At 63.1% G+C, this 15,013-nt stretch carries 16 protein-coding genes; 10 read left to right on the top strand and 6 right to left on the bottom strand.

What is annotated here, in order from left to right; genetic code table 11:
* Positions 1–30 precede the first annotated feature (30 nt).
* Positions 31–2,058: a thioredoxin domain-containing protein gene (locus IHQ72_RS03955; RefSeq protein ID WP_258121269.1), complete on the top strand. Its 2,028-nt coding sequence runs from the start codon at positions 31–33 to the stop codon at positions 2,056–2,058.
* A 198-nt stretch (positions 2,059–2,256) separates the two neighbouring features.
* Here IHQ72_RS03955 and rho read toward each other — a convergent pair whose 3' ends face one another.
* From rho to hemE, 3 genes are all read right to left on the bottom strand, one after another.
* Entirely contained in the window at positions 2,257–3,522 is a 1,266-nt protein-coding gene (gene rho, locus IHQ72_RS03950; RefSeq protein ID WP_027153631.1) for a transcription termination factor Rho, read from the bottom strand.
* 261 nt (positions 3,523–3,783) lie between these two features.
* On the bottom strand, positions 3,784–4,335 hold the full coding sequence (gene hemJ / locus IHQ72_RS03945; protein WP_258121268.1) for a protoporphyrinogen oxidase HemJ: 552 nt from the start codon (positions 4,333–4,335) through the stop codon (positions 3,784–3,786).
* Positions 4,332–5,360, bottom strand: coding sequence for a uroporphyrinogen decarboxylase (gene hemE / locus IHQ72_RS03940; protein WP_258121267.1), 1,029 nt, complete (start codon positions 5,358–5,360; stop codon positions 4,332–4,334). The genes hemJ and hemE overlap by 4 nt, the downstream gene beginning before the upstream one ends.
* A 403-nt stretch (positions 5,361–5,763) precedes the next feature.
* Between hemE and IHQ72_RS03935 the strand changes: the two genes are divergently transcribed.
* From IHQ72_RS03935 to dnaQ, 5 genes are all read left to right on the top strand, one after another.
* On the top strand, positions 5,764–6,585 hold the full coding sequence (locus IHQ72_RS03935) for a pyruvate, water dikinase regulatory protein (RefSeq protein WP_258121266.1): 822 nt from the start codon (positions 5,764–5,766) through the stop codon (positions 6,583–6,585).
* Positions 6,586–6,977: 392 nt separating this feature from the next.
* Positions 6,978–7,577 carry a Maf-like protein gene (locus IHQ72_RS03930; RefSeq protein ID WP_258121265.1) on the top strand — a complete coding sequence of 200 codons (600 nt, stop codon included), beginning with the start codon at positions 6,978–6,980 and terminating at the stop codon, positions 7,575–7,577.
* A complete protein-coding gene (locus tag IHQ72_RS03925; protein ID WP_258121264.1) occupies positions 7,570–8,424 on the top strand; it encodes a shikimate dehydrogenase in 855 nt (284 codons plus the stop codon). Before IHQ72_RS03930 ends, IHQ72_RS03925 begins: the two co-directional genes overlap by 8 nt.
* Before the next feature lie 5 nt (positions 8,425–8,429).
* Positions 8,430–9,032 carry a dephospho-CoA kinase gene (gene coaE / locus IHQ72_RS03920; protein ID WP_258121263.1) on the top strand — a complete coding sequence of 201 codons (603 nt, stop codon included), beginning with the start codon at positions 8,430–8,432 and terminating at the stop codon, positions 9,030–9,032.
* Between the two features lie 87 nt (positions 9,033–9,119).
* The gene (gene dnaQ / locus IHQ72_RS03915; protein WP_258121262.1) at positions 9,120–9,839 is read left to right on the top strand and encodes a DNA polymerase III subunit epsilon; all 720 of its coding nucleotides are present in this window, start codon (positions 9,120–9,122) and stop codon (positions 9,837–9,839) included.
* 269 nt (positions 9,840–10,108) lie between these two features.
* On the opposite strand, the gene secB is transcribed toward dnaQ, so the two are convergent.
* Positions 10,109–10,609, bottom strand: a complete 501-nt coding sequence (gene secB / locus IHQ72_RS03910) for a protein-export chaperone SecB (RefSeq protein ID WP_258121261.1) — start codon at positions 10,607–10,609, stop codon at positions 10,109–10,111.
* Between the two features lie 292 nt (positions 10,610–10,901).
* Positions 10,902–11,396, bottom strand: coding sequence for an FxsA family protein (locus IHQ72_RS03905; protein ID WP_258121260.1), 495 nt, complete (start codon positions 11,394–11,396; stop codon positions 10,902–10,904).
* A gap of 199 nt (positions 11,397–11,595) precedes the next feature.
* Here IHQ72_RS03905 and IHQ72_RS03900 point away from each other — a divergent pair, with 199 nt between their 5' ends.
* From IHQ72_RS03900 to IHQ72_RS03885, 4 genes are read left to right on the top strand one after another with little or no spacing between them, the layout of a single operon-like run.
* Positions 11,596–12,297 (top strand): Tim44/TimA family putative adaptor protein, encoded by a 702-nt coding sequence (locus IHQ72_RS03900; RefSeq protein WP_095495711.1) that lies wholly within the window; start codon positions 11,596–11,598, stop codon positions 12,295–12,297.
* A 24-nt stretch (positions 12,298–12,321) separates the two neighbouring features.
* Positions 12,322–13,443, top strand: coding sequence for a murein transglycosylase A (mltA, locus tag IHQ72_RS03895; RefSeq protein WP_258121259.1), 1,122 nt, complete (start codon positions 12,322–12,324; stop codon positions 13,441–13,443).
* Positions 13,440–13,973 (top strand): Smr/MutS family protein, encoded by a 534-nt coding sequence (locus IHQ72_RS03890; protein WP_258121258.1) that lies wholly within the window; start codon positions 13,440–13,442, stop codon positions 13,971–13,973. Before mltA ends, IHQ72_RS03890 begins: the two co-directional genes overlap by 4 nt.
* Positions 13,974–13,998: 25 nt before the next feature.
* The gene (locus IHQ72_RS03885; protein WP_258121257.1) at positions 13,999–14,367 is read left to right on the top strand and encodes a helix-turn-helix domain-containing protein; all 369 of its coding nucleotides are present in this window, start codon (positions 13,999–14,001) and stop codon (positions 14,365–14,367) included.
* A 7-nt stretch (positions 14,368–14,374) separates the two neighbouring features.
* Here IHQ72_RS03885 and IHQ72_RS03880 read toward each other — a convergent pair whose 3' ends face one another.
* Complete coding sequence (locus IHQ72_RS03880) at positions 14,375–14,992, bottom strand: transglutaminase-like cysteine peptidase (protein WP_258121256.1); 618 nt, start codon at positions 14,990–14,992, stop codon at positions 14,375–14,377.
* Positions 14,993–15,013 lie beyond the last annotated feature (21 nt).

The following is a 15,013-nucleotide window of genomic DNA, read 5'->3' as shown; positions in this document are numbered from 1 at the left end:
ATTCATCGACAATTCGCCGAGTGCCCGACCGTGACCGCGCAAAATCTGCCCGCGCATAATCTACTTGCCGAAGAGGCCAGCCCCTACCTGCAGCAGCATAGCGGCAACCCGGTGCATTGGCGGCCATGGTCGCCAGCGTCGCTCGCCGAAGCAAGGGCGCTGCAGCGGCCAATCCTGCTCTCGGTCGGCTACGCCGCCTGCCACTGGTGCCATGTCATGGCCCACGAAAGCTTCGAGAACGACGACGTCGCCGCCGTCATGAACCGTCTCTTCGTCAATATCAAGGTCGATCGCGAGGAGCGGCCGGACATCGACCAGATCTATATGGCCGCACTGTCCTCGATGGGCGAGCAGGGCGGATGGCCGCTGACAATGTTCCTGACACCGGACGGAAAACCTTTCTGGGGCGGCACCTATTTTCCGCGCGAAGCCCGTTACGGCCGCCCGGGCTTCGTCCAGGTGCTGGAGGCGGTCGACAAGGCGTGGCGGGAGAAGACAGAAAGCGTTAACCAAAGCGCCGACGGCCTGACCACGCATGTCGAGGCGCGGCTGGCGGGCACGCATGCCAAAACCGTGCTCGATCGCGACACGCTCGCCACGCTCGCCAACGGCATCGACGGCATGATCGACCGGGAGCTGGGCGGCATGCGCGGTGCGCCCAAGTTCCCCAATGCGCCATTCATGCAGACGCTCTGGCTGTCCTGGCTGCGTGACGGCGCCACAGCCCATCGCGACGCCGTCCTGCTCAGCCTCGAAAAGATGCTGGCGGGCGGCATCTACGACCATATTGGCGGCGGGCTGAGCCGCTATTCGACCGATGCCGAGTGGCTGGTGCCGCATTTCGAAAAGATGCTCTACGACAACGCCCAGCTCATCCGGCTGTGCAACTGGGCTTATGCAGCGACCGGCAATGAATTGTTCCGGGTGCGAATCGAAGAGACGATCGACTGGCTCTTGCGCGAGATGCGCGTCGATGGCGGTGCCTTCGCTGCCAGCCTCGACGCCGACAGCGAGGGCGAGGAGGGGTTGTTCTACACCTGGGGCCGGGATGAGATAGAAGCCGCGCTCGGCGACGAATTGTCCCTATTTTTCCACTACTTCACGCTTTCCAGTCCGCATGGCTGGGAAGGCAAGCCCATCATTCACCAGACTGAGGCCCAGCAAACACAAAGCGTCACCGATCGCGACCGGCTCATTCCGATGAAAGAAAAGTTGCTGGCAGCCCGGGAGCGGCGTGTCAGACCCGGGCGTGACGGAAAAATCCTGACCGACTGGAACGGCCTGGTCATCGCGGCTGTCGCCGAAGCCGGGCGCGCCCTGAAACGGATCGACTGGATCGAGGCGGCGGAACAGGCCTTTGCCGCCATTGCCGGCGCTGCTCGAGACGGCCGCTTGCCGCATTCGATGCTTGGAGCAAAGAAGCTGTTTCCGGCACTGTCGAGCGACTACGCCGCCATGGCCAACGCCGCGATCTCATTGTTCGAGGCTACCGGCACATCGAGTTATGCAGAGCTGGCCGGCCAATTCATCGCGCAGCTCGATCAATGGCATAGCGATGAGAACAACACCGGCTACTATCTCACCGCATCGGACAGCAGCGACGTGCCGATCCGCATCAGGGGCGATGTCGACGAGGCCATTCCTTCAGCCACCGGCCAGATCATCGAGGCCATGGTTCGATTGTGTTCGCTTTCGGGCGCTCTCGAATTGCATGAAAAGACCTGGAAGGTCGCCGAACACGCGGCGGGCCGGGCGGCGCATCAGGCCTATGGCCAGGCAGGCATCGTCAACGCCTGTGCGCTGGCAATCGACCCGTTGAAACTGGTGCTGGTGGACAACCCAGAGAATCCCGGGCTTGTTCCGGTTGCGAATCGAAATCCCGACCCGCGCCGGATTGACATTATCGTGCCGGTCGGCTCAGCAACGAACCTGCCGATGCTGCCAGACGGCGCTCTGCCGCCAACCGACAAGCCTGGCGCCTGGCTGTGCACCGGGCAGGTCTGCCTGCCAGTGATAGCGGACGCTGAGGAGCTTGAGCGGCGGTTGCGGCGCGGATAGGTGACGGGGCTGCGGCGCGGTTCTCCCTTCTCCACTTGTGGGAGAAGGTGGCCGAGCGAAGCTCGGTCGGATGAGGGGTGCTCCAGCTTGGCACCGACGGCGATCCGCCCAGCACCCCTCAACCGTCTTGGCGCTATGCGCCAATCCGCCTTCTCCCACAAGGGGGAGAAGGTAAGAGGGGGCCGCGCATTTGCCCTCTTACGTATTCATCGAATCGAAGAAATCCGCATTGGTCTTGGTCTGCTTGAGCTTGTCGATCAGGAACTCGATGGCGTCGGTCGTTCCCATCGGCGCCAGGATGCGGCGCAGCACGAAGATCTTCTGCAGATCCTGGCGGGCGACCAGCAGGTCTTCCTTGCGGGTGCCGGACTTGAGGATGTCCATGGCCGGATAAATGCGCTTGTCCGCAACCTTGCGGTCGAGCACGATTTCCGAGTTGCCGGTGCCCTTGAATTCTTCGAAGATGACCTCGTCCATGCGGCTGCCGGTATCGATCAGCGCGGTGGCGATGATGGTCAGCGAGCCGCCTTCCTCGATGTTGCGAGCCGCACCGAAGAAGCGCTTCGGCCGCTGAAGGGCATTGGCGTCGACACCGCCGGTCAGCACCTTGCCGGATGACGGCACCACGGTGTTGTAGGCTCGGCCGAGGCGGGTAATCGAATCCAGCAGGATGACGACGTCGCGCCCGTGCTCGACAAGGCGCTTGGCCTTCTCGATCACCATTTCGGCGACCTGGACGTGGCGCACCGCCGGCTCGTCGAAGGTCGAGGAGACAACCTCGCCCTTCACCGAGCGCTGCATATCGGTGACTTCCTCCGGCCGCTCGTCGATCAAGAGCACGATCAGATAGCATTCCGGATGATTGGTGGTGATCGAGTGGGCGATGTTCTGTAAGAGCACCGTCTTGCCGGTGCGCGGCTGCGCCACGATCAGGGCGCGCTGGCCTTTACCGAGCGGCGCCACCAGGTCGATGACGCGCGCCGAGATGTCCTTCGAGGTCGGAACGTCCATTTCCATCTTCAGTCGCGAGGTCGGATAAAGCGGCGTCAGATTGTCGAAATGGATCTTGTGGCGGATCTTTTCCGGGTCGTCGAAATTGATCGTGTTGACCTTGAGCAGCGCGAAATAGCGCTCGCCTTCCTTCGGGCTGCGGATCGGGCCTTCGACCGTATCGCCGGTCTTCAGCGAGAACCGCCGGATCTGCGACGGCGAAATATAGATATCGTCCGGACCCGGCAGGTAATTGGCATTGGCCGAGCGCAGGAAGCCAAAACCGTCCTGCAGCACTTCGACCACGCCGTCACCGATGATCTCGATATCCTGCGTCGCTAGCCGCTTCAGGATTGCGAACATCAGCTCCTGCTTGCGCATCACGCTGGCGTTCTCGACCTCGAGCGATTCGGCATAAGCGATCAGCTCTGGCGGTTTCTTGTTCTTAAACTCGGTGAGTTTCATTTCTTGCATCATTAGACGGACTCTGAGTGAGTAAGCATGGGGAAAATATCGGCGGGATGCGACAAATGCCGGGCGCGGCCGAAGCGATGAATGGACGGCGCATGACGGGAAGGAAGACCCGTCTTTTATCGTCGGTCGACTAAAAGAGCAAGCCGCCTTTTGTGGCCGCTGCGCGTCTCTCTTGACGCGCAAAGGGACGCTGTAAGACTTTTCGAGTCCCGCATCGTACTTTCCGAAAATCGATTCCGATTTCTGGCCGATGCGGCGGCGTCAAAAAGGCTTCACGATGACCAGCACGACGATGACGATCATCAGCAATGTGGGGATCTCATTGACGATCCGCCAGTGCTTCGCGGGCATTTCGTTGCGGTCCTCGGCGAATTTGCGGACCGCGCCGGCCAGATAGCCATGAACGGCCGAGAGCCCGAGCACCGCGGCAATCTTGGCATGCAGCCAGCCGCCCTGAAAACCAAAGCCTTTCCAGGCCAGCCAGAGGCCGAATACCCAGGTGATGATCATGGCCGGATTGATGATGCCACGCAGCAGCCGGCGCTCCATCACCTTGAAGGTCTCCGACTGGACGGAGCCTTTCTCAGCATCGGCATGATAGACCAGCAGCCGCGGCAGATAGAGCATGCCCGCCATCCAGGAGATGACGGCGATAACATGGATCGCCTTCGCCCAGGGCAAGAAATCATCCGGCCCGAACAGGAACAGAAGCCCAGCCAGGACGAGGAAGATGATGATGGCGATCGCTGCTCGACGCATCGCTGCACCGCCGCTGTTACCCGCGCTCCTGCCGGTCGTATTCGTGTCGGTCATCGAGGTGCCCGCACCATCTTCACCATCGCCTCGACATGCGCGATCGGCGTCTCCGGCGTGATGCCGTGGCCGAGATTGAAGATCAGCGGCCCATCGCCCAGTGCTTTCAGGATTGCGTCGACGCCGTCGGCTAGCGCCTTGCCGCCGGCCACCAGCCGCAACGGATCGAGATTGCCTTGAACGGCGCCGCCGCGCTGCAGTTCCTTCGCCGTCGTCAACGGCACGGTCCAGTCGAGCCCCAGCCCGGTCACGCCGGTTTTTTGGCGATAGCTGCGATAGTGGGCGCCGGCGCCCTTGGGAAAGCCGATGATCGGAACGTTCGGATGGACGGCCCGAACCTGCCTGACGATCTCCGCCACCGGCCCGACGCAAAAGGCGTCGAAAGAAACTTCATCGAGCACGCCGGACCACGAGTCAAAGATCTGCACCACATCGGCGCCGGCTTCGATCTGGCGGATCAGATAGGCGGCCGAATGATCGGCAAGAACGTTCAGCAGCTGCAGGAAAGCCGCCGGCTCGCGATAGGCGAATAGCCGCGCCGGCGCCTGGTCTGAGGTGCCGTGGCCGGCGATCATATAGGTCGCCACCGTCCACGGCGCGCCGCAGAAGCCGATCAGCGTCGTTTCATCAGGCAGTTTTGCCCGCAGTCGTCTGACCGTCTCGTAGACCGGTTCGAGATTCACGTGAAACGTTTCGCCGTCCAGAGCCGCAATCTCTGCCGCCGAGATCGGCGTCAACAGCGGCCCGCGTCCCTCCTCGAAGCGCACGTCGCGGCCCAGCGCATGCGGCACGACCAGGATATCGGAGAACAGGATCGATGCATCGAAGCCGAAGCGTTCGATAGGCTGCAGCGTCACTTCCACGGCAAGATCGGGATCGTAGCAAAGATCGAGGAACGATCCGGCCCGCCTGCGTGTCTCCCGATATTCCGGCAGATAGCGGCCAGCCTGGCGCATCATCCAGAGCGGCGGCGGAAACGCAGCCTTGCCCTTCAACACGTCCAGCATGATCCGGCTTTCGGGCATTCAGCGCTCGCCTCTCCAGGCTTCTCTATAATTAAATATTCTATTTCTAGGAATCTTATGATTCTAAGAGTCTGTTGGTATCGGTGGTTTTCTCCTGTCCCGCTTTGCCCCGGAAAAGACCAGCCAGCATATTGTCGCGTGCTTCTTCTGCCGGATAGGAGGACTTTGGGGACAGTTGGAAATTTCCGACTGGAGTCAATGCGTTGCCGCCCGCGCAAAGAAAACCGACCTGTGGATGACGCTTAGTCAAAAAAGCACGTCCCCGAACTTGTCCCCAGCCGCCCGACGAAGCCGACAGCGCATCGAATTGTGGACAAACTGACATCTGATACAGTCGCCCCGAACCGGCCGATCTTTCCGACCGACCTTATCCACATCGGCCCACAGCTTGGAACGAACCCCTGTGAACAAACCCCAGAGCTTCTTTCACCTTCACCTGATTTCCGATGCCACCGGTGAAACGCTGCTGGCGGCCGGCCGCGCGGCTTCGGCGCAATATAAGGATGCGCGCGCCATCGAGCATATCTACCCGCTCATCCGCACCGAAAAGCAGGTAACGAAAGTGTTCGAGGACATCGAGGAGGAGCCGGGCATCATCCTCTATACGGTCGTCGACCAGAAGCTCGCCCGCGGCATCGACGAGCGCTGCGCGGTTATGGGCCTGCCTTGCGTCTCCGTGCTGGAACCGGTGCTGACCGTGTTCCAGTCCTATCTCGGCACGCCGGCCGGTCGCCGCGTCGGCGCCCAGCATGTTCTAGACGCCGAATATTTTCGCCGCATCGACGCGCTCAACTTCACCATGGAGCATGATGACGGCCAGCTGCCGGCCAATATGGACGACGCCGACATCGTGCTCGTCGGCATTTCGCGCACCTCGAAGACGCCGACCAGCATCTATCTCGCCAATCGTGGCATCAAGACCGCCAACATCCCGATCGTGCTCGGCGTGCCGGTGCCGGAAAGCCTGGTCAACGCCACGAAGCCGCTGATCGTCGGGCTTATTGCCACCGCCGAGCGCATCTCGCAGGTCCGCCAGAACCGCATCCTCGGCAACACCAGCGCCTATGAGCCGACCGACTATGTCGACCGCGCCGCGATCGCCGAGGAACTCGCCTACGCCCGCCAGATCTGCACGCGGCATGGTTGGCCGATGATCGACGTCAGCCGCCGCTCGATCGAGGAGACGGCGGCGGCCATCGTTGCCCTGCGGGGAAAGACAAGATAATGAGGCCAAGGAGTTGGGCGAGGTGTTGCCCAACCATTCAGCGCTGCGAAGGTCGAAGGTGACGGCATGGATCCTAGGGTCTCCGCTGCGTCGCTTCGCTCCTTGCTTCGCCCTAGGATGACGAAGTGAGGAGCGTTTCAGCCAATCTCGAAGGATCGCGATTTGGCATCAGCCGCCACCCGCTATGCGCGACGCAACTGCCAATCTCGGACATCTGCGATTGGCCTTATACCACTAAGCCCTCGTCATCCTAGGGCGGAGCAGGAGCGAAGCGACGTAGCGGAGACCCTAGGATCCATGCCGTTACTGTGGCCCGAAGAGCGCAACGATACAGCAGTTGCTTGCGCGCCCGTCTCCCGATCGGAATCTCAACCAACCTTAAGCGACAGATAATGGCCGAAAAAATCATTCTTGCCTCGGGCAGCCCGTTTCGCAAGGCGCTGCTCGTCAACGCCGGCGTCGCCATCGAGGCGGTGCCGGCGGAAGTCGACGAGCGCGCGCTCGAAGCACCTTTGCAGGGCAGCGGTATCTCCCCCGAGGACATCGCACTGGTGCTTGCCGAGGCCAAGGCCACCGAGGTCAGCGAGCGAAAGCCCGGCGCTCTGGTGCTCGGCTGCGACCAGACGCTGTCGCTCGGCGACGAAGTGTTCCACAAGCCGGCCGACATGGAAGCCGCGCGCCGCCATCTCTTGGCGCTGTCGGGCAAGACCCATCAGCTCAACAGTGGAGTCGTGCTCGCCCGCGACGGCGCGGTTCTGTGGCGGCATGTCGGCATCGCCAGCCTGACCATGCGAAAGCTCGATCCGGCCTTCATCGGCCGCCATCTGGCGCGGGTCGGCGCCAAGGCGCTGTCCAGCGTCGGCGCCTATCAGATCGAAGGCGAGGGCATCCAACTGTTCGAAAGAATAGAAGGCGACTATTTCACCGTCGTCGGCCTGCCGCTTCTGCCCGTTCTGGCCAAGCTGCGCGACCTCGGAGCCATCGATGGCTGAGGCCGCGAAAAAAGCCTTCGTCACCGGCCACCCGGTCGCGCATTCCCGGTCGCCCAAGATCCACGGCTATTGGCTGGCAAAATACGGTATAGACGGCAGCTATCGGGCGATCGATGTCGCGCCGGAGGCTTTTGCCGAATTTGTCAAAACGCTCGAGGCGAATGGCTACCGTGGCGGCAACGTCACCATCCCGCACAAGGAGGCCGCCTTCGCGCTGGCGGCGCGCCGCGATGACGCGGCCGAACAGATCGGCGCCGTCAACACGCTGTGGTTCGAGGGCGGAAAACTGTGGGGCGGCAACACCGACGCCCATGGTTTTGCCGCCAATCTGGACGAGCATGCGCCGGGCTGGGCAGACAATGGCCCGGCCGTGGTGCTCGGCGCCGGCGGCGCCTCGCGCGCGGTCATCCAGGCGCTGAAGCAGCGCGGGGTTGACGATATCCGCATCGTCAACCGGACGCTCGCCCGAGCCGAGGAGCTGCGCCACCGCTTCGGCGGCGGGGTCTCCGCCCACGGCACGGTCGCGACCGGCGAACTGCTTGCCGATGCCGGCCTGCTGGTCAACACGTCAGCGCTCGGCATGCACGGCCATGAAGGCCTGTCCGCCGATCCGGCCAGGCTGCCGGATCATGCCATCGTCACCGACATTGTCTATGTGCCGCTGGAAACGCCGTTGCTGGCCGCAGCCAAAGCGCGGGGCCTGAAGACCGTCGACGGGCTCGGCATGCTTTTGCACCAGGCAGTGCCCGGCTTCGAGCGCTGGTTCGGCATCAGGCCTGACGTCACTGCCGAATTGCGGCAGATGATTGTCGCCGATCTTGGCGCCCAAGCAATGACCAGGGAATGAAAAGCATGATCGTGCTAGGCCTCACCGGATCGATCGGCATGGGCAAGTCGACCACGGCGAAGATGTTTGCCGAAGCCGGCGTACCCGTCCACGATTCGGACGAGGCAGTGCATCGCCTCTATGCCGGCAAGGCGGCTCCGCTGGTGGAGGCGGCGTTTCCCGGAACCACCAGATCTGGCTCGGTCGACCGCACCAAGCTGGCCGAGCGGGTGCTCGGCGATGCAGCCGCGCTGAAACGGCTGGAAGCGATCATCCACCCGCTGGTCCGCGCCGACGCCGACGCCTTCCTGGCCAGGAACCGCGCTGCCGGCGTACCGCTTGTCGTTCTCGACATCCCGCTGCTGTTCGAAACCGGCGGCCGCGACCGCGTCGACAAGGTCGTGGTCGTCACCGCCTCGCCCGACATCCAGCGCGCCCGGGTGCTGGCAAGGCCGGGCATGAGCGAGGAGAAACTGGCGTCGATCCTGGCCAGGCAGGTTCCCGACGCCGAAAAGCGTGAAGCCGCCGATTTCGTCATCGACACCGGACAAGGTTTTGATGCGGCGCGCGCGGCGGTCAATGCGATTGTCGCCGAACTGGTCGGGGATAAAGCCAGCAAGCCTGCTTAACGGCGCTTGCGTCCGGCGTAATATGTTGCCAATTTGTTCCCATCATGATTCGGCTGGAATAACGCCGGAACCCAACGGACTGATTCGATGCGCGAGATCATCTTCGATACGGAAACCACCGGTCTCGATTTCCGTGATGACCGCGTCATCGAGCTTGGCTGCATCGAGTTGGTCAATCGTTTCCCGACCGGCCGCACCTTCCACCATTACATCAATCCGCAAGGACGACCAATTCATGCGGAGGCGCAGGCCGTTCATGGCATCAGCTCCGCCGACCTCACGGGCAAGCCGGCCTTCAGCGACATCGCCGAGGAGTTTCTTGCCTTCATCGACGGCGCCAAGCTGGTCGCCCACAATGCCACTTTCGACATCGCTTTCCTCAATGTCGAGTTTGGCCGGCTTGGCCACCCGGTCGTTGACCCCGGACTTGTCGTCGACACGCTGGCGCTGGCGCGCCGCAAGCATCCGATGGGCCCCAACTCGCTGGACGCGCTGTGCCGGCGCTATGGCATCGACAATGCCCGTCGCACCAAGCACGGCGCGCTGCTCGATTCGGAATTGCTGGCCGAGGTCTATATCGAGCTCATCGGCGGCAAGCAGGCGGCGCTGATCCTCGACAGCGCCACGGCGCCGGCCGGCGGCAGGAGAAGTGTCGACGATATCGACATCAGCATCGGCGTGCGGCCGATAGCGCTGCCGTCTCGTCTGACCGACGCGGAGCGTACCGCGCACGCGAGCATGGTCGGCACGCTGGGCGAAAAGGCGCTCTGGCTGCGCGTCGCCCCCGAAGCGAGTTCCGCGGCATAGTGATTTTGACTGGAGCGATCCGTCGCGCCCCCCTCTGTCCTGCCCTCTTTGCCAAAACTTGGCATCTCCCCCTCACGGGGGGAGATCGGACTTCACATCGGCCTTCGCCAATCTTCATCGTCGCAGGAATGAGCGAGACGCTTGGGCTGCCAATCTCCCCCTCGTGGGGGAGATGTCCGGCAGGACAGAGGGGGGCGCTGTCCCTCCGGCGTCCCAAAGAAAAAACCCGGCGCGAGGCCGGGTTTTTCAATGTCTGCGCGACACTCGCCTCAGCTCACCTTGGCCTTGCCGGCGGCCTGGTCCTCGGCCAGCTTCTGCTGGAACATTTGCGCGAAATCGATTGGGTCGAGCATCAGCGGCGGGAAGCCGCCATTGCGGGTGGCCTCGGCGATGATCTGCCTGGCGAACGGGAACAGCAGCCGCGGGCATTCGATGAACAGCAGCGGCAGCATGTGTTCCTGCGGGAAGCCGCTGATGGCGAACACGCCGCCATAGACCAGCTCGACGTTGAACAGCACTTCCTTATCGAAGGATGCCTTGGCGTTCAGCGTCAGATTGACGTCGAACTGCTTGTCCGAAAGCGGGTTGGCGTTGACATTGACGTTGATGGCTATGCCGGGGGCCTTGTCGCGGCCGCGCAGCGAGTTTGGCGCGCCGGGGCTTTCGAAGGAAAGGTCCTTCACATATTGGGCAAGCACGTTGAGCGAAGGCTGCGTCGCGTCGCCGTTGCCACTGGCCGCGCCGGTCGGCGCGTCGTCTTTGCTGGCCATAAGCCTTTGTCCTTTTGCCTCGGCAGCGTTGCTGACCGGATTGAAATCGGGCGTTCGCTACCATGGTCGGCATGACAAGACAAGGTTTGCCCGCTTTGCTCTCCCTTCTCCCCTTGTGGGAGAAGGTGGCCGAGCGAAGCTCGGTCGGATGAGGGGTGTTCCAGCTTGGCGCCGGCTGCACTCCGTCCAGCACCCCTCAACCGTCTCGGCGCTGCGCGCCAATCTTCCTTCTCCCACAAGGGGAGAAGGAAGAGCCGCGCCGACCTACTCGTCCTTGAGGTGATTGCCGACCCTACTCATCCTTGAGGCGGCGCCAGGGGGAATTGTGATCCGGGCCGCGCTCGTCGCCGCGCGAATAGTCGCTGTCGTCGAGGTCGATGGTCTTGTCGCGTTGCCGGGCCCGGAATCCGCCTGTGCCGAAACTGGTGGCCAGCACGATGCGGCCTTTCAACAGGCGCCAGGCGAGGTCGCGGACCGGCGGCAGGAACAGCAGAATGCCGAAAACGTCAGTGATGAAGCCGGGAATGATGAGCAGGATCGCGGCCAGAACGATCATGGCGCCGTGCGCGAGCTGGCGGCTTGGGTCACGTCCCGCGTCCATTTCGGCACGGACCCGGGTCATGACGCCGAAACCCTGGTATCGCAACAACAGAGCGCCGGCGATGCTCGAAGCCAGCACCAGGCCGACGGTCGCCAGCGCGCCGACCTGGCGGCCGACAATGACGAAACCGGCGATCTCCAGCAGCGGAAGCGCGAGGATGAACAGGGGAAGCAGCGAAATGCGCAAATCTTGACCGATCGTTTCGATGTTTTGCCGGCCGGCGAGCAATCGCCGCTGGCACTGAACCTTTTAGATAGGTATGGCTGCCTTTAATTTGAATGATTGCAGCTTGCGTTCTATATGCTTTGGATGTTGAACGCTATGCGACCGCAGCCATTGCCTGGCCGGGCGGTCCGGCCGGAGTAGGGATTGATTGGCGGAAGATATGGGATTCTTCGACTTCGGCACGATTTTCTTTCTGGTTGCGGCGGTTGTGATTTTTTTCCAGCTGCGCAATGTGCTCGGCCGCCGCACCGGCAGCGAACGCCCGCCCTTCGATCCCTATACGGCGGGCCGCACGCGCGAGGACGCCCAGAAGCCCGAGAATGTGGTCTCGCTGCCGCGCAAGCGAGCGCCGGGAGAGCCGGCAATCGACGCCTATGCGGCGATCGACGCCTTCGCCAAGCCTGACACCGATCTCAACAAGGGCCTGCGCACGATCAAGGACAATGATCCGGCATTCGACCCTAAGACCTTCGTCGACGGCGCCAAGATGGCCTATGAGATGATCGTCATGGCCTATGCCGATGGCGATCGCAAGACGCTGAAGAACCTGTTGTCGCGCGAGGTCTATGACGGCTTTGTCGCGGCCATCGGCGACCGCGAGGCGAAATCGGAAAAGATCCAGTCCTCCTTCGTCGGCATCGACAAGGCCGACATCGTTTCCGCCGAGATGAAGGGCAGCGAGGCGCATATCACGCTGCGCATCGTCAGCGAACTGATTTCGGCGACGCGCGACAAGGCCGGCGCTGTCATCGACGGCGATCCCGAGACCGTCGCCGAGGTCAAGGATGTCTGGACCTTCGCCCGTGATACGCGCTCGCGCGACCCGAACTGGAAGCTCGTCGCCACCGAAGAAGAAGACTGAGGCCGGACCACGGCGGGGTCTGTCGTGTTGCTTTCTCAGGCGTTCAGCGAAAAATCCTTTGACGATCTGCCCGGTTGGGACGAGGACGACCATCTGGCTGCGTTCGCCGCTTTCCGGCGCTCGGCTTTTCATGTCCTGACGAAACCCTATCGCTCCGGCGGGCTCGGCGTCGACTTCAATGCCTTCACCGAAGTCTACGCTGCAGCCCGCACCGTGTCGCCAACCGACCGGCGCGAAGCCCGCGCCTTCTTCGAGCGGCATTTCATCCCGGCGCACACAGGAGCCGAAAGCGGCGGCGCCGGCCTCGTCACCGGCTTCTATGAACCCGTGGTCGACGCCTCGCCGGTGCGAACCGAACGATTTGCGGTGCCGCTGCTGTCGCGTCCGGCCGATCTCGTCGACATCGACGACGCCAACCGGCCGCACGGCATGGATCCCTATCTCGCCTTCGGCCGCGCCACGCCGAACGGACCGGTCGAGTATTTCGCCCGCGGCGAGATCGAGCGCGGCGCACTTGCCGGCAAGGGTTTGGCTGGCAAGGGCCTGGAAATCGCCTGGCTCGCCGACAAGGTCGACGCCTTCTTCATCCACGTACAGGGTGCTGCGCGGCTCACCATGACCGACGGCCGGCTTTGCCGCGTCACCTATGCCGCCAAATCCGGCCAGCGCTTTACCGGACCGGGCAAGATCCTGAGTGAGACAGGCGAAATCCCGCTCGAAGCGGTGACCATGCAGTCGGTCCGCGCCTGGTTCAAGGCGCATCCGGAGCGCATTGACGAGATCCTGTGGGGCAACCGCTCCTATATTTTCTTCCGCGAGGCGGCTGTCGACGACCCGGCACTCGGGCCGATCGCTGCCGCCAAAGTGCCGCTGACGCCGGGCCGCTCCGTCGCTGTCGACCGTCTGCTACATACATTCGGCACGCCGTTCTACATCGACGCGCCGTCGCTGACCGCTTTCGACAACAAGCCGTTCCGGCGGCTGATGATTGCGCAGGATACCGGCTCGGCCATTACCGGGCCGGCCCGTGGCGACCTGTTCGCCGGAACGGGACATGCGGCCGGCGAGATCGCCGGCGTTGTCCGCAACCCTGCCGTTTTCTACGCGCTGATACCGCGTCCGCTTGTGCCGGGAGCGGGGCGATGACCCGGCGCATCGACAGGCTGAGCGAGGACGATCGGGTCCTGTGGAACCTAGTGGCGCGCACCGCCAAGCCGCTGAAGGGCAAGTCCGCCATCGACAGTCCGGACATCGGCCCGGGCATCGCTGATGACACGAAGCCACCGCCGCGTGTCGAGGCGATGGCTCCGGCTGCGGCGGCGAAAGCCAAGACGCAGCATGTTTCGCATGCGCTCGACGAACCGACGCTGGAAAAACTGTCGAAGGGCCGGCTGCCGATCGAAGGCCGCGTCGACCTGCATGGCCTGAGCCAGGACGAAGCCTATTCGCTGCTGTTTTCCTTCCTGCACCGGGCGCACGCCGGCGGCATTCGCTACGTGCTGGTCATCACCGGCAAAGGCTCCTCGTCGGGCGGCGACGGCATCCTGCGGCGCGCCGTGCCGGCCTGGCTGTCGACACCCGCATTCAGGCCGCTCGTTTCCAGCCACGATCACGCCGCCCGCAACCATGGCGGCTCGGGCGCGCTCTATGTCCGCCTGCGGCGGGCGCGCGCATAAGGATGCACCCCATGAGGATGCACTTGTGACCCCGCTCGGCGAAAAGCTTCGCGCCCTGCGAAGCGAACGCGGCATCAGTCAGAAGGCGATGGCCGAGGCAATCGGCGTCAGCGCCGCCTATCTGTCGGCGCTGGAGCATGGTCGCCGCGGCGCGCCGACCTGGACGCTGATCCAGAAGATCATCGGCTATTTCAACGTCATATGGGACGATGCCGAGGAACTCGCACGGCTGGCCGAGACCTCGCACCCACGGGTGAAGCTCGACACGTCGGGCCTCAGCCCCGCCGCCACCGAGCTTGCCAATGTTTTGGCCGAAAACATCGAAAAACTCGACGAAGCGGAGCTTCGCCGCATCACCGCATCGATCCGCGCCGCGCTGAAGCAGCCAAAGTGACGGCCTGCTAGTGAACCGCGCCGACCAGAACCGGCTGGCCATCACGGATCGAGACCCACCGGCCGGTATTGTCGATCGCTTGCCGCTTGAGGAAGCGGTAGCCGGTCCGGTCCCATGAGCGGACCTTTCCGTCCAGATTGTCGAGGATGTAGTCGCCCTTGCTTGTGCGCACCGTCAGCACGGCATGGCCCTCGCCGTCCGGCTTGCGCACGACGGTCATCAGAAGATTGGCGTAGGACACCCCCAAGCGGTTCAATTCGCGGCGCTTTTCCAGGACATAGTCCTCACAGTCGCCAACGCCCTTGACGGGATAGGCCCAGACCTCGTCCCTGCCATAGATGTCGATGTCGCTTATCGGCTTGACGGCGGTGTTGACCCTGGCATTGACGCTGAGGATCTTGCGCCAGAGCGCACCGGTCATGGTGGCGGGGGCGAGATGGCCCGGGTGGATCGAGCATTCGGCCGGACTGGTCTTGCAGAAATCATAGTGGCCGATCGGCTGCGATGTCGGCCCGCCGGTTGCCATTGGTCCGGCCGCCGATGCCGTCGTCGACCAGCCTGCCGCAAGTGCCAGCCCAAACAGTGCGCACACGCGTAGCGTTCTCGCCAGTGGTGAGGAAATCATTGTCCCCCTCGTCCCTTGTTG

This window comes from Mesorhizobium onobrychidis, assembly GCF_024707545.1.
Classification (GTDB): Bacteria; Pseudomonadota; Alphaproteobacteria; order Rhizobiales; family Rhizobiaceae; genus Mesorhizobium; species Mesorhizobium onobrychidis.
Note: the sequence above shows the minus strand (reverse complement) of the source record. Positions and strands in the feature narration are given on the sequence as shown.